Origin of the sequence: Pseudomonas sp. F01002, assembly GCF_004402115.1 — a bacterium.
Lineage (GTDB): Bacteria > Pseudomonadota > Gammaproteobacteria > Pseudomonadales > Pseudomonadaceae > Aquipseudomonas > Aquipseudomonas frigoris.
In genome coordinates, this window is sequence record NZ_SOPU01000018.1 from 572307 (window position 1) to 586830 (window position 14524).

At 59.3% G+C, this 14524-nt stretch carries 12 protein-coding genes and 1 pseudogene; 7 read left to right on the forward strand and 6 right to left on the reverse strand.

Annotation, left to right across the window (positions count from 1 at the left end):
- Positions 1 to 86 precede the first annotated feature (86 nt).
- Positions 87 to 1637, reverse strand: a complete 1551-nt coding sequence (locus E3W21_RS16525; RefSeq protein WP_134421006.1) for a PLP-dependent aminotransferase family protein — start codon at positions 1635 to 1637, stop codon at positions 87 to 89.
- Positions 1638 to 1727: 90 nt separating this feature from the next.
- Here E3W21_RS16525 and E3W21_RS16530 point away from each other — a divergent pair, with 90 nt between their 5' ends.
- From E3W21_RS16530 to E3W21_RS16540, 3 genes are read left to right on the forward strand one after another with little or no spacing between them, the layout of a single operon-like run.
- The gene (locus E3W21_RS16530; RefSeq protein WP_134421008.1) at positions 1728 to 2351 is read left to right on the forward strand and encodes an FMN-binding negative transcriptional regulator; all 624 of its coding nucleotides are present in this window, start codon (positions 1728 to 1730) and stop codon (positions 2349 to 2351) included.
- A gap of 9 nt (positions 2352 to 2360) precedes the next feature.
- The gene (locus E3W21_RS16535; RefSeq protein WP_134421010.1) at positions 2361 to 2807 is read left to right on the forward strand and encodes a GNAT family N-acetyltransferase; all 447 of its coding nucleotides are present in this window, start codon (positions 2361 to 2363) and stop codon (positions 2805 to 2807) included.
- A gap of 17 nt (positions 2808 to 2824) precedes the next feature.
- On the forward strand, positions 2825 to 3496 hold the full coding sequence (locus tag E3W21_RS16540; protein ID WP_134421012.1) for a GNAT family N-acetyltransferase: 672 nt from the start codon (positions 2825 to 2827) through the stop codon (positions 3494 to 3496).
- Between the two features lie 95 nt (positions 3497 to 3591).
- Here E3W21_RS16540 and E3W21_RS16545 read toward each other — a convergent pair whose 3' ends face one another.
- Positions 3592 to 4491 (reverse strand): homocysteine S-methyltransferase family protein, encoded by a 900-nt coding sequence (locus E3W21_RS16545; RefSeq protein WP_129439866.1) that lies wholly within the window; start codon positions 4489 to 4491, stop codon positions 3592 to 3594.
- A 112-nt stretch (positions 4492 to 4603) separates the two neighbouring features.
- Here E3W21_RS16545 and E3W21_RS16550 point away from each other — a divergent pair, with 112 nt between their 5' ends.
- The 3 genes and pseudogenes from E3W21_RS16550 to E3W21_RS16560 all read left to right on the forward strand — a co-directional run bounded on the left by E3W21_RS16550 (position 4604) and on the right by E3W21_RS16560 (position 8735).
- A complete protein-coding gene (locus tag E3W21_RS16550; RefSeq protein ID WP_134421014.1) occupies positions 4604 to 5425 on the forward strand; it encodes an ABC transporter substrate-binding protein in 822 nt (273 codons plus the stop codon).
- Positions 5422 to 6258, forward strand: a complete 837-nt coding sequence (locus tag E3W21_RS16555) for an amino acid ABC transporter permease (protein WP_134421016.1) — start codon at positions 5422 to 5424, stop codon at positions 6256 to 6258. Before E3W21_RS16550 ends, E3W21_RS16555 begins: the two co-directional genes overlap by 4 nt.
- A 640-nt stretch (positions 6259 to 6898) precedes the next feature.
- A pseudogene (locus tag E3W21_RS16560) lies at positions 6899 to 8735 on the forward strand (autotransporter domain-containing protein).
- Between the two features lie 147 nt (positions 8736 to 8882).
- On the opposite strand, the gene oadA reads toward E3W21_RS16560, so the two are convergent.
- Positions 8883 to 10691 carry a sodium-extruding oxaloacetate decarboxylase subunit alpha gene (oadA, locus tag E3W21_RS16565; protein WP_134421018.1) on the reverse strand — a complete coding sequence of 603 codons (1809 nt, stop codon included), beginning with the start codon at positions 10689 to 10691 and terminating at the stop codon, positions 8883 to 8885.
- An 11-nt stretch (positions 10692 to 10702) separates the two neighbouring features.
- Positions 10703 to 12118, reverse strand: a complete 1416-nt coding sequence (locus E3W21_RS16570) for an acetyl-CoA carboxylase biotin carboxylase subunit (RefSeq protein WP_008156643.1) — start codon at positions 12116 to 12118, stop codon at positions 10703 to 10705.
- A gap of 190 nt (positions 12119 to 12308) precedes the next feature.
- Here E3W21_RS16570 and E3W21_RS16575 point away from each other — a divergent pair, with 190 nt between their 5' ends.
- Positions 12309 to 13271 carry a LysR family transcriptional regulator gene (locus E3W21_RS16575; protein WP_046053911.1) on the forward strand — a complete coding sequence of 321 codons (963 nt, stop codon included), beginning with the start codon at positions 12309 to 12311 and terminating at the stop codon, positions 13269 to 13271.
- On the opposite strand, the gene E3W21_RS16580 is transcribed toward E3W21_RS16575, so the two are convergent.
- Positions 13213 to 13422 carry a PA3496 family putative envelope integrity protein gene (locus E3W21_RS16580; RefSeq protein WP_046044971.1) on the reverse strand — a complete coding sequence of 70 codons (210 nt, stop codon included), beginning with the start codon at positions 13420 to 13422 and terminating at the stop codon, positions 13213 to 13215. The genes E3W21_RS16575 and E3W21_RS16580 overlap by 59 nt on opposite strands.
- 194 nt (positions 13423 to 13616) lie before the next feature.
- A complete protein-coding gene (gene hexR / locus E3W21_RS16585; RefSeq protein WP_008156648.1) occupies positions 13617 to 14483 on the reverse strand; it encodes a transcriptional regulator HexR in 867 nt (288 codons plus the stop codon).
- Between the last annotated feature and the right edge of the window lie 41 nt (positions 14484 to 14524).

Genomic DNA, 14524 nt, shown 5'->3' on the forward strand with positions numbered 1-14524 from the left:
CAGACCAACCTGAAAGTATCTGGCAAATATCTGGTGACACTGGAGCCCCAGTGATCGGTAAAAGGGCTGGTTACCGGCCAGCCCTTTTACCAACGCCAGGCCGTGCGCAAACGCGCAAGCGCTGACTCGATCGCACCTTCGGGCACCGCCGAAAAACCCAGCACCAACCCGGCACGCTGGTCCGGCGGGGTGCTGGAGTCCGGCAGCCAGTAACTGCTCAAACCCGCGATCTCGACTTCGACGCTGGCCGCTTTTTCGATCAACTCACGTTCACGCGCCAGACTCTCGACCGACACGGTCAAATGCAGTCCTGCCGCCACATTCGGCAGGCTGCCCACCCCCGGGATATCCGCCGGCCAGCCGGCCAGCAATGTATTGCGTCGGCTCAGGGCTGCGCGACGCATACGGCGGATATGCCGCTGAAAATGCCCGGTGGCCATGAACTCGGCCATCACCACCTGGGTGCTGACCTCGGAGTGTCGAACGTCCACCGCCCGGCGCTGGGCGAAGGCTTCCACCAGCTCTCTGGGCAACACCAGATAACCCATGCGCAAGGCCGGAAACGCGACTTTGCCGAAGGTCCCGACATAGATCACCCGGCTCTGCCGGTCCAACGCTGCCAGCGGTGCCAGTGGCGCGCCGCTGTAACGATATTCGCCGTCGTAATCGTCTTCGACGATCCACCCCTCGGTTCGCTCGGCCCAGGCCAACAACTCCAGCCGCCGCGCCAGACTCATCACCACCCCGGTCGGGTACTGATGCGACGGCGTGACATAGGCCAGTCGACAATCGTTGAGCCCATTCAATTCGCTGCAGTCGATGCCCTCGCTGTCCACCGCCACCCCGTGCAATCGCGCACCGGCTACGGCGAACGCATGACCCGCCGCCCGATACCCCGGATTCTCGATCGCCACGCCATCGCCGGGCTCTACCAGCAGCTGTGCACAAAGGCTAATCCCCTGCTGTGCGCCACTGGTGATCACTATTTGCTCAGCCGTGCATTGCATCCCCCGGGAGCTGCGCAAATATGCGGCAATCAAACCGCGTAATCGTGCATCGCCCGCAGGATCGCCGTAACACAACTGCTGGAGATCCGGTTTACGCCAGAAAGCCGCATTCAGCTTGGCCCAGACCTCGAAAGGGAACAGATCAAAAGCCGGAACTCCCACACGAAAGGCGCGGGGCGGACCACTCGGTGGCAAGGCCAAATGGTTCTTTTCCACGCGTCCCAGCGCACCGCTGTGGATAACTTTGCTGGATGAAACCACAGGTAAATCCAGCCAATTTGTGGATAAGGCTGTGGGTAACCCTGTTGACAACCCTGTGGATACTTTTGTGGATAGTTTTTTCACCGGCAACACTGATTGAGGCAGTTGCGCGACATACGTCCCGTCACCCACACGCCCTTCAATAAAGCCCTCGGCGTAGAGCTGATCGTAGGCCCGGACCACGCTGTTTCGGGAAATTGACAACGCCGCCGCCAGATCGCGACTGGCCGGTAATCGCGTACCGCTGGCCAGCCGACCGTCGAGCACTCGCACTCGCAAGGCTTGATAGAGTTGACGACTCAAACCCTGACGGCGATCGAGTTCGATACCCGCCGGGTTGAATGACAAGGACAGTGGCTCGCTGGTCATGGCAATGGACCTATGAAATTGGTCGCTAATGGCTCTTACAACAGACCAATAGCCTGCCTAGGATGCAGGCATTCGCCAAGGAAAATCTCCATGTACACGCCAAGCAGCTTTGCCATAGATGATTTGCATGAACTGCACCAGCAGATACTCGGCACCCGCCTCGCTGTGTTGGTCACACACGGGGAGCAAGGTCTGCAAGCCAGCCATTTGCCGCTGCTGTTGAGTTCAGACCAAGGCCCGAATGGCACCCTTTATGGACACTTCGCCAAGGCCAATCCGCAATGGCGGGAATTGCAGAACGGCGCCGAAGCCCTGGTGATTTTTGCCGGTGCCGACGCTTATGTCAGCCCGGGGTTTTACCCGAGCAAAGCCGAGCACGGCAAAGTCGTGCCGACCTGGAACTACGTCGCCGTGCATGCCTACGGCACGGCCGAAGTATTCACCGACGCCGATCGCCTGCGCACTCTGGTCAGCGCGCTGACTGATCGTCATGAAGCGGGTCGTGCCAGTCCATGGAAAGTCGCCGATGCCCCCGCCGACTACATTGATGGGATGCTCAAGGCCATCGTCGGTTTTGCCTTGCCGATCCAGCGCCTGGAAGGCAAACGCAAGCTCAGCCAGAACCGCAACGCTGCAGACATCACCGGTGTGCGCGAGGGGCTTGCCGCCAGCCCTGATGTGCACGATCAGGCCCTCGCCCACTTGATGCGTTAAGGAATGAACATGAGTCAGATCGACATCCGCCAGGTCACCACCGACGACCACGCCGCCTGGTTGCCCTTGTGGCAAGCGTACCTGCGTTTCTACAACACCGAACTGCCTGAGGCCGTCACCCAAAGCACGTGGCAGCGAATGCTCGACCCGAGCGAACCGACCCATGCCGCGCTGGCCTGGGCCGATGACAAAGCGGTGGGCATGGTGCACTTCATCTACCATCGTTCGAACTGGAGCATCGAAAACTCCTGCTACCTGCAAGACCTGTTGGTAACGCCTGAAACCCGCGGCACTGGCGTCGGCCGACAGTTGATCGAATTCGTTTACGCGACAGCCAAAGAGGACGGTTGCTGCAAGGTCCACTGGCTGACCCACGAAACCAATGCCACTGCGATTCAGCTCTATGAGCGCATTGCCGAACGCCCCGGTTTCATCCAGTTTCGCAAAGCCATTTAAGGTTCAAGGAGAGCAGCATGTCGATTTCACTCGCCGACTGGAAAGGCGTTCCGGCACCGTCGGTTCAAACCCTCGAAGGGCGTTTCATCCGCCTGGAAAAACTCGACCCGGCGCGTCACGCCGACGGTTTGTGGGAGGCTCTGCAAGGACCGGGTGCCGACCCAAAACTCTGGGACTATTTGCCATACGGTCCTTTCCCGGAGCGCAGCGCGTTCAACGATTGGCTGAACAACCATGCGGCCAATAGCGACCCGTATTTCTTCAGCGTGATCGACCGTGCCAGCGGCGATGTGCAAGGCATCCTCAGTTTGATGTCGATTGTTCCTTCACAAGGCCGGATCGAGATCGGCCATGTCACGTTTGGCGCGCCGATGCAGCGCTCGCCGAAAAGTACAGAGGCGGTTTATCTGCTCGCCAAAGAGTCGTTTGCCTTGGGTTACCGACGCCTGGAGTGGAAGTGCAACAACGGAAACGCCCGCTCCAAATACGCGGCCGAGCGTCTGGGGTTCAGTTTTGAAGGGGTTTTTCGCCAGCACATGGTGGTGAAGGGGCAGAACCGGGATACGGCGTGGTATTCGATTCTGGATTCGGAATGGCCGGCGATTGGGGCGGGGTTTGAGCGCTGGCTGTCCGATGAGAACCAGACGGATTCGGGGCAGGTGAAAACGTTGGCCGAGTGCCGCGGGTAAAGTTCCAGCAGCAAAAGATCGCAGCCTTCGGCAGCTCCTACTTTGGAAGGCGATCCCATGTAGGAGCTGCCGAAGGCTGCGATCTTTTGATCTTTCTACGCCAACTTTTGCGTCAACACTGCAATGTGCTCCGGCCCGATCCCGCAGCAACCGCCCAAATGACTGGCGCCGCGTTCTTTCCAATCCGCCGCCCACTGCAAGTAACCCGGCGGATCGAGATCGTCACGCAACGGGTCCAGACCGTCGTTGGCCGTGGCCTCTTTCGGTTGCGGCGGGAAGGCATTGGCGTACGCGCCGATGTGAATCTTCACCCCCAAACGCTCAAAGGTTTCCCGCGCGGCATCAATCGCAGCACCGATCACTTCCGGCTGGCTGCAGTTGAACAGCAACGTCTCGACGCCCAGCTCAGCCGCCACGGCTGCGGCTTCAGCCACCGACTCACCCGAACGCAAGCGCGGCACTTCGTCCGTGTCCTCATCCTTCAGGGTAAACGACAGCCAGAACGGCTTGCCGTCTGTTGGCAGACCGGCATGGATCGCTCGCGCTTCAACGATCGAACTCTGGGTTTCCGCCAGCCATAGATCGACATGAGGTGCCAGACCCTTCACCAGCGGCGCCAACAACTCAGTCGCCCGAGCAGCATCGAAAAGGTCCGGACGATAGGACCCAAACAGCGGCGGCAATGAGCCGGCCACACGCACCGCTTTGCCCGAAGCCTCTACAGCGCGCCGAGCCAGCTCACCGGCCAACGCCGCGAGCGCCTGCCCTTCTGCGGCAAAACGTTCTTCGCCAATGTGAAACGGCACCACCGCGTAACTGTTGCAGGTAATCACGTTGGCACCGCTTTCGATATAAGCCGAGTGCACCGCCTCTACCGCTTGCGGCGCTTCGCTCAAGGCCAGCGCCGACCACTCGGGCTGTCTGAACGGCGCGCCTCGACGCTGCAACTCACGACCCATGCCGCCATCCAAAATTACTGTGCTTGCTGCGCCCATATGCTTTTCACTCATAAGCTTATGAAAATAACTCACTATCAGAGTCGCTCTTATAACTATTTAATACGCACCATCCGGTTAATAACAACCTCTTTTTTATCAGGGATCGACTGTGAAATTCCAACCGCTACTGGCCCTGGGCCTGACGATTCTGGCTGCCTCCACCCAAGCCTTTGGCGGCGCCACGCTGGATCGCGTCGAAAAAAAGAAAGAATTGGTGGGCGTGTTGATGGAAAGCTATCCACCCTTCTCGTTCCTCAATGATCAGAACCAGCTCGATGGATTCGACGTCGACGTGGCCAAGGCCGTGGGGAACAAACTGGGCGTCAAACTGCGCCTCGAAACCCCGTCCTGGGACGTGATCGCGGCCGGCCGCTGGAGTGGGCGCTATGACATCTGCATCTGCTCCATGACCCCGAGCAAGGCCCGCGCCGAGGTCTTCGACTTCCCGGTCGAGTACTACGCCTCGCCAGCGGTGATCGTAGTCAACGCCAAGGACGACAGCATCCACAGCGCCAAAGACCTGAGCGGCAAAAAAGTCGGCCTCACCAGCGCCTCCAGCTACGAAAGCTACCTGAACAAGAACCTGGTGATCGAAGGCGCCGAAGACACTCAATTGCAGTACCCGTTCGAAGATGTGCAGATCGCGCCGTATGACACCGACAATGTCGCCTTCCAGGACCTCGGCCTGGGCGCTGGCGTTCGACTGGATGCGATCCTCACCAACCTTGTCACCGCCCAACCGCGCCTGACCGAAGACAAACGCTTCAAGCTCGCCGGCGAGCCGCTGTACTCGGAGCCAAACTCGGTGGCCATTGAAAAAGGCGACGCCCAGTGGGACGCCAAAGTGCGTGACGTCTTCGCTCAGCTGAAACAGGACGGCACCCTGAGCAAGCTTTCGCAAAAATGGATCGGCGCCGACATCAGCAAATGACTTCTTTCCCAAAACCTCCCCAGCCGCCGCAACCGGTGGCTGAGTCGCTGTTGCAACGGATCTTCGGTTTCCGCACGCGGCTGTACCTGACCTGGGCAGCGATGCTCGGGTTGTTCGCCAGCTTCTTCCTGAGCTTCGACCTGAAGTTCTCGATCATCCTCGACAAACTGCCGAACCTGATCGGCCTGCACCTGGCGCCCAACGGCTTTTTGCAGGGCGCGGCGCTGACGTTGTTTTTGTGCCTGTGCTCGATCGTGACCTCCTCGCTGCTGGGCTTCATCACCGCCCTGGCGCGGCTGTCGAAAAGCGCCGTGGCCTTCGGCATCGCGAGCTTCTATGCCTCGATCTTTCGTGGCACACCGCTACTGATCCAGATCCTGCTGATCTACCTCGGCCTGCCACAACTCGGCATCGTCCCGGGCGCAATCGCCGCCGGCATCATCGCCCTGTCGCTCAACTACGGCGCTTACCTCAGCGAAATCTTCCGCGCCGGCATCCTCGGCGTCCCCCACGGCCAACGCGAAGCATCCCTGGCCCTGGGCATGCGCGAAACCGTGATCTTCTGGCGCGTCACCCTGCCCCAGGCAATGCGCACCATCATCCCGCCGACCACCAACCAATTCATCTCGATGCTCAAAGACTCGTCGCTGATCTCGGTGATGGGGGTTTGGGAGGTGATGTTTCTGGCGCAATCGTATGGGCGCTCGAGCTATCGCTACATCGAAATGCTCACGACGGCGGCGGTGATTTATTGGGTGATGTCGATTGGGTTGGAGCTGATTCAGGCGCGGATGGAGCGGCATTATGGGAAGGCGTATTTGAGCCGTAGTTAGCGAAAGGCAGATGCGTTTCCGAGTTGCGATAGCCGACCATGTCTCGATTTGTTGTAAGAAAAAGCGTCTGTCCGAACGGGTAAAAACAACCTTCCTCAGGAGGCTGGCAATTTTCTACACAACCTTCTGACAACCCCCGCAAGCCCGTCGGAAGCAGCTGACATCGGTACCTATAGTCTCTCTCTTAGAGTTGGCCTCCCTTCAAGAGAGGCCGTACTCGATGCCCGTTCAACACAAATACCGACCAAAACATCTGGCGCTGGCCGTTGCGCTTGCAGTGGGTTGCATAGAAGTCTCCATGGCGCAGCAACCGGAGCCTCAAGTCAATTCCGACGCGCCGACCACCAAACCTCGTAAAAAAACCGCCAAGCCCAATGAGCGCTTCGATGATCTTTTCGCGATCAAGGAGTTCATCGGTCCACGTGAAAATGCTGCCCGGGCCACAAACGGGTCGGGTGAAGGGCAGACAGTTCGGCCAGTAACAACTGAACAGCTTGCCACCGTTGCAGTCGACTTCGATGACGCCTTCTATGAGTCTCTTGACTTTCCCGAGCCCACCGCTTCCGAAGTAGCATCCGCTCCTGCGGAGGTAGACCCGTTCGCTCATTTCCAGAACGACTACACCACTCAACACACCCTCATCTCAGAGCCACTCCAAAATATCGACGGCGTCTCGCTGGTATTGGGCGACGCGGATGACCTCCTGGTCATCAACAGAGGCGCCCGATGGGATGGAGAACTTGATGGCGGCAACGGAGTCAACGGGCTGCTCCTTAATTCCGTGGACGGGGGCATAGTAGGAGACACAACCAATTTTGCTGCCCTGCGGGTGGCGAAAGGCGCATGGACATTTACCGGCAGCAACGACTTCCATAAAGGTGCCGAAGTAAGGAAAGACGCTGCGCTATTTAACCTAGGCGCTATAAAAGGCACTGTGTACGTTGATCACGGAGGCACCTACGGCGGCTACGGTAAAGTAGGTGGCTTGCACGTGGACGGTCAGTTACTGGTCAGTGAAAATTTGGGGGCTCCTTCCATTAGAGGAGATCTTACGCTTAGCGAAAGCGCCACACTCGCCTACGAAGTAACGGATAAGGCTGATACTTCACAGACTATTTACGTCGAGGGAATCGCCAAGCTTGGTGGCGCGTCTTTACTGGTTACCGCTCTGCCAGGCGACTACGCACAAACCCTTAATCACACGGTAATTTCCGCAGAGCGGGTCGAAGGAACATTCAGTCGAGTCGACAGCACTCTGGCGTTCATGAAGGCCACCCCGGACTACAGCGACGAAAAGGCCGTCAGCCTGACCTACGCTCGCAACGAAGTGCCTTTCGAAAATCTCGCGACCAACGAAAACGGTCGGGAACTCGCCCGCAGTATTGAAGAGCCCAAAGCCAGTCCGACGGCGCAGACACCTCCCAATACCGCGAACGCCGCTGTCACGGCCCTGCTCGCCTCCACCACCGAAACAGCCTCCCTGGCCATCGACCAGTTGGACGGCAGCCAGAACGCCAACCTCGCCAAGGCGACCCTGAGCAGTGACAGTCCGGTGAGCGCAACCCTGCTCTCGGCCATGCGGCAGCTGGATAGTGCCAATGCCTACGGCAAGACTGGCAGACGAAACAATGCACCACGCCTGGCCACCGGCAGCGAAGACAATGGCCGAGTCTGGCTGCAAGCGCTGGGTCACGGTGGGACGCTGGATCGCGACTACGACGCTCTGAAACACACAACCCACGGCCTGGTACTGGGAGCTGATTGGGGCATCGATGAGGAATGGCGCATCGGGGGTGATGAGCGGCAAATCCGAAACGCGCCTGGACAGCCGCGGACTCGACGGCGATCTCGACAGCTGGCATTTGGGAGCTTATGCCCTACGTCAAAACGGACCAATGTCACTGCGCCTGGGCGCGACCTATAGCAGCCACGACGGCAGCACTAAACGCCGGGTTGCCTTCAAAGGTTTCAGCGACCGCCCCGAAGGCCGTTACGATGCCAACACCCAGCAGGCCTTTGCGGAATTGGGTTACAACCTGGGCCAGGCGAATGTCAGCATCGAACCGTTTGCCAGCCTGGGCTACCAGCGCTATCAGCGCGACACTTACACGGAAAAAGGCGGCGCAGCGGCGCTGAAGGTACACGGTCAAACCCAGAACAACATGAACAGCACATTCGGCCTGCGGCTGGCGAAGCTCAACACTCTGGATAACGGCATGCAACTGACGCCACGGTTCAGTGCCGGCTGGAAACACACTTACGGGGACGTCTACAGCGATACCCGCCAACGATTGGTGACGGGCGGAAAAAACTTCACCGTTTCCGGTGCGCCGCTGGATCGTGACAGTCTGCTGGTCGATGCAGGGCTGGACCTTGGATTGTCAGCAAAACACACCCTGGGCGTCGGTCTCACTGGCGAGATCGGCACCGACAGCCGAAACCACGGCGTGACGGGTCAGTGGCGGATGGCGTTCTGATGAACCCACGCCAATCTCACTGACTCGACTCGATACCTGTGGGAGCGGAGGCGTTTTCAGGGAAGCGTTTCACCCTGAATTCCGGGCGAAAAAAAAGGGGAGCACATGCCCCCCCGAGGTTTAAAGCGGTATATCGAGGCTGTTAACTCAGCCTTCGATCTCGATCAGGATTTCGCCCGGGTTCACCCGGTCGCCCTTGACCACGTGGATGGCGGTGACTTTGCCGGCGATGGCCGCCTGGACTTCGGTTTCCATCTTCATCGCTTCGGTGATCAGCACGGCCTGGCCGGCTTTCACGGTATCGCCTTCCTTGACCAGTACGTCGACGATGTTGCCCGGCATGGTGGTGCTGACGTGGCCCGGTGCAGTGGCTTGCTTGCGCTTGCTGCTGCCGCCGCTGACGAATTCGTTGAGCGGCTCGAACACCACTTCTTCCGGCATGCCGTCGATAGACAGGTAGAAGTGACGCTTGCCTTCGGCCTTGACGCCGACACCGGTGATGTCGACGCGGTAGGTTTCGCCGTGAACGTCGATGACGAACTCGGTCGGCACGCCTTCGCCACCAGCCGAGGTCACGCCGCCGGCTTCAGGAATCGGTAGCAGCACTTCTGGAGTCAGGGTGCCGGCAGCGCGTTCTTTGAGGAACTTGCGACCGATGTCCGGGAACATGGCGTAGGTCAGCACGTCTTCTTCAGACTTGGCCACGGTGCCGATTTCGGCACGCAGTTTGGTCATCTCCGGCTTGAGCAGGTCGGCCGGACGCACGTCGATCACTTCTTCGCTGCCAATGGCCTGGCGACGCAGTTTTTCGTTCACGGTGCCCGGCGCTTTGCCATAGCCGCCTTGCAGGTAAAGCTTCACTTCGTTGGTGATGGTCTTGTAGCGCTCTCCGGCCAGCACGTTGAAGAACGCCTGGGTGCCAACGATCTGCGAGGTCGGGGTCACCAGCGGAGGGAAGCCGAGGTCTTCACGAACGCGCGGGATTTCGGCCAGCACTTCGGCCATGCGGTTCAGAGCGCCCTGCTCTTTCAACTGGTTGGCCAGGTTGGAAATCATCCCGCCCGGGACCTGGTTGACTTGAACGCGGGTATCGACGGCGGTGAACTCGCTTTCGAACTGGTGGTACTTCTTGCGCACGGCGTAGAAGTACAAGCCAATCTCTTGCAGCAGTTCCAGGTTCAGGCCGGTGTCGAACTCGCTGCCTTTAAGGGCGGCGACCATCGATTCGGTGCCCGGATGGCTGGTGCCGGAGGCAAAGCTGGAGATCGCGGTGTCGATGTGATCGGCGCCGTTCTCGATGGCCTTCAGTTGGCACATCGTTGCCATGCCAGCGGTATCGTGCGAGTGAATGAACACGGGCAGCGATTGCTCGGATTTCAACGCTTTGACCAACTCGCCAGTGGCGTACGGCGTCAGCAGGCCGGCCATGTCCTTGATCGCCACCGAGTCGCAACCCATGGCTTCCATCTGCTTGGCTTGCGCCACGAACGCCTCGATGGTGTGCACCGGGCTGGTGGTGTAAGCGATGGTGCCTTGAGCGTGTTTGCCAGCAGCTTTCACCGCTTCGATGGCGACTCGCAGGTTACGCACGTCGTTCATCGCGTCGAAGATGCGGAACACGTCGATGCCGTTGACCGCGGCCTTGGCGACGAAGGCTTTGACCACATCGTCGCTGTAGTGGCGGTAGCCCAGCAGGTTCTGACCACGCAGAAGCATTTGCAGGCGAGTGTTAGGCAGCGCCGCGCGCAGTTGGCGCAGGCGCTCCCACGGGTCTTCTTTGAGGAAACGTACGCAGGCGTCGAAGGTCGCGCCGCCCCAGCATTCCAGCGACCAGTAGCCGACTTTGTCGAGCTTGTCGCAGATCGGCAGCATGTCTTCGGTGCGCATGCGAGTCGCGAGCAGCGATTGGTGGGCGTCGCGCAGGATTGTGTCGGTAACGTGGATTTTCTTAGTCATTGGAATATTCCTCACAGGCCTGCGTGGGCGGCGATGGCGGCGGCGATGGCCAGGGCCAGCTCTTCGGGTTTGCGCTTGATCGAGTAGTTGGTCAGTTCAGGGTGGCTTTCAACGAAGCTGGTGTTGAACTGGCCGCTACGGAATTCCGGGTTACGCAGGATTTCCTGGTAGTACGCGGCGGTGGTCTTGACCCCTTGCAGACGCATGTCGTCGAGGGCGCGCAAGCCACGGTCCATCGCCTCTTCCCAGGTCAGCGCCCAGACCACCAGTTTCAGGCACATGGAGTCGTAGAACGGCGGAATGGTGTAGCCGGTGTAGATCGCCGTGTCGGTACGCACGCCGGGACCGCCGGGCGCGTAATAACGGGTGATCTTGCCAAAGCTCGGCAGGAAATTGTTTTTCGGGTCTTCGGCGTTGATCCGGAATTGCAGCGCGAAACCGCGGTGCTGGATGTCTTCCTGTTTCACCGAAAGCGGCAGACCGGAGGCAATGCGGATCTGCTCACGAACGATGTCGATGCCGGTGATTTCTTCGGTGATGGTGTGTTCCACCTGCACCCGGGTGTTCATCTCCATGAAGTACACCTCGCCCTCGGCGAGCAGGAACTCCACGGTGCCGGCGTTCTCGTAACCCACGGCTTTGGCTGCGCGCACCGACAGATCGCCGATGTAGGCGCGCTGTTCCGGGGTCAGTTGCGGGCTTGGGGCGATCTCGATGAGCTTCTGGTTGCGACGCTGGATCGAGCAGTCACGCTCGAACAGGTGCACCACATTGCCAAAACTGTCGCCGAGGATCTGCGCTTCGATGTGTTTCGGATTGACGATGCATTTTTCCAGGAACACTTCCGCCGAACCGAAGGCCTTGGTGGCTTCGGAAATGACACGAGGGAATGCTTGTTCAAGTTCTTCCCGGCTGTCGCAGCGACGGATACCACGGCCACCACCACCGGAAGTCGCCTTGAGCATCACCGGATAACCGATGCGGTCGCCTTCGATCAAGGCTTCCGCAATATCCGCGACGTTGCCTTCGGTCCCCGGGGTGACGGGTACGCCAGCCTTGATCATGCTGCGACGGGCTTCGGTCTTGTCGCCCATGCGGCGAATCACTTCAGCCGATGGACCGATGAACTTGATGCCGCGCTCTGCGCAGATATCTGCCAGTTCAGCATTTTCCGAGAGGAAACCGTAGCCGGGGTGCAGCGCATCGCAACCGGTTTCTACCGCCAGATTCACCAGCTTGCGCGCATTCAGGTAACCGGCCAGTGGCTCGGCACCGATGCTGTGGGCCTCGTCCGCGCGCTTCACATGCAACGCATGGCGGTCGGCGTCGGAATAGATCGCGACCGAGCGAATGCCCATCTCGGCGCAGGCACGTACGATTCGTACGGCAATCTCACCACGGTTGGCGATCAGGATCTTTTTTATCACTTGGAGGTTCCCTTGAGCCGGTGGTACCCACGACCTGTTAGACCAGGTCGACGCGTGACCAAATGTTTCAATTCAGTCGCAGCCCCACACTAGCCCCCACAAGGGATTAACAAAAATGATTAATTATTGGGTCAGCCATAAGTAAAGACTTATAGTTGACGCATCAGCCTGCGGTGAGAGCGCCCATAAAATGCGTAAGTCCCTGATGCGTATGACATTGCGTCAATTACAGATCTTCAATGAGGTCTGTGATTTGCGGTCCTACAGCCGCGCAGCCGATGAAATGTCTCTCACACAACCTGCCGTGAGCCTACAGATTCGTCAACTTGAAGAGCTGATTGGTCAGCCTTTGTTCGATTACGTCGGCAAAAAGCTCTACATGACCGAGGCCGCCGAAGCTCTTCAACGCGCCAGCCGCGACATTTTCGGGCGCCTGGAAAACCTCGACATGCAGCTTTCTGACATGCAGGGCTCACTACAAGGGCAGCTGAAACTGGCGGTGGAATCCAGCGCCAAGTATTTCGTGCCGCACCTGTTTGCAGCGTTCAAGCGCCAGCATCCTGAAGTAAACCTGCACCTGACGGTGGTTAACCGCGGACAAGTGATTCGACGCCTGTCGGACAACCGCGATGATTTGGTGATCATGTCGATGGTGCCGCAAGACATGGGGTTGGAGTTTCTGCCGTTTCTCAACAATCCAATTGTGGCCGTGGCGCCGCCGGATCATCCGCTGTCCCATATGGGACCTCTGCGCTTGCAGGATCTGGAGCCCTATACGCTGCTGTTGCGTGAGCCGGGTTCCGGCACGCGACTGGCTTGCGAGGAGTATTTCAAGGAGAAGCGCGTGCACTTTACGCAAACCCAGGAGGTGGCGTCGGCCGAAGCCCAGCGTGAATGCGTACGGGCGGGTCTGGGCCTGGCGCTATTGACGCGCCACGCCCTGAACCTTGAGTTGGCGACCGGCGCTCTCATAGAGCTGCCGGTCGAAGAGCTGCCGTTGTACCGCAGTTGGTGCCTGGTGCAGGCCAAAGCGAAACGGCTGTCACCGGTGGCGCACGCGTTCCTTGCGTTTATTCGCAGCGAGCGGGTGCAGATCAGCGCGCTGGTTGAGCGTTTCGACGCGAAGTTGCCGGTGCCGCCTGCCAGTAGTTGAGCTCCAGCTCAGGGAAATCACCGATCTCGGCCAGCAGTTGGCGACGTTCGCAGCGATCTTCGATAGCGCGGCGAAATTCCATGCGGCGCTGGTCTTCCTGCTGACGACGGGTTCTGGCGGCGCTGTTGCGTTCTTCGTAGGGCTGGGCCATTTCGAGTCTCCCAAGGCGATTACGGGAGTTTCAAGATAGGCGCGAGGGATGACGGTTTGGCGGCGGACGGGTTACAGGGAGATGAACCTTGCCGAGTGATGTGAACCCAAAAAGCAAAGATCGCAGCCTTCGGCAGCTCCTACAGATGTACACATTCCCATGTAGGAGTTGCCGAAGGCTGCGATCTTTTGACTTTAATCGTCCAGCGCTTTTACCGATTTAGGCGACAACCGCAAGCTACGCAGGCTGCGCTTGACGCTCTTGAGGTGATTGACCAGGCTCGGCCCGCGCGCCATGGCCACGCCCATCGCCAACACATCGATCACCACCAGGTGGGCGATGCGCGAGGTCAGCGGCGTATAGATCTCAGTGTCTTCGTGCACATCGATCGCCAGGTTGACGGTCGACAGTTCGGCCAGAGGTGTCTGGCTCGGGCACAAGGTAATCAGCGAAGCGCCGCTTTCGCGCACCAGATTGGCGGTGATCAACAGGTCCTTGGAACGCCCGGACTGGGAAATACAGATCGCCACGTCGGTCGGTTTCAGCGTGACCGCGGACATCGCCTGCATGTGCGGGTCGGAATACGCCGCCGCCGTCAGCAACAAACGGAAGAACTTGTGCTGGGCATCGGCCGCCACTGCACCCGAAGCGCCAAAGCCATAGAACTCGACCCGCTGGGCCTGCGACATGAGCGACACAGCACGCTGCAACTCCACCGGATCAAGCTTCTCGCGAACCTCCATCAGCGTGTGCAGGGTGGTGTCGAAGATTTTCAGGCTGTAGTCAGCGACCGAGTCGTCTTCATGAATCGCAAACTGCCCGAAGCTCGCGCCGGCAGCCAGGCTCTGTGCCAGCTTCAGCTTCAAGTCCTGGAAACCGGAGCAACCGATGGCGCGACAGAACCGCACGATGGTCGGTTCGCTGATGCCTACGTTGTGGGCCAGGTCGGCCATGGAGCTGTGCATCACCGCCGCAGGATCAAGCAGCACGTGGTCGGCGACCTTGAGCTCCGACTTGCGTAAGAGGTGGCGTGACTGGGCGATGTGTTGCAGCAGATTCAAAGGGCTGGACTCTTTGTTATTGGCAGGTGCCGGGGATGTAG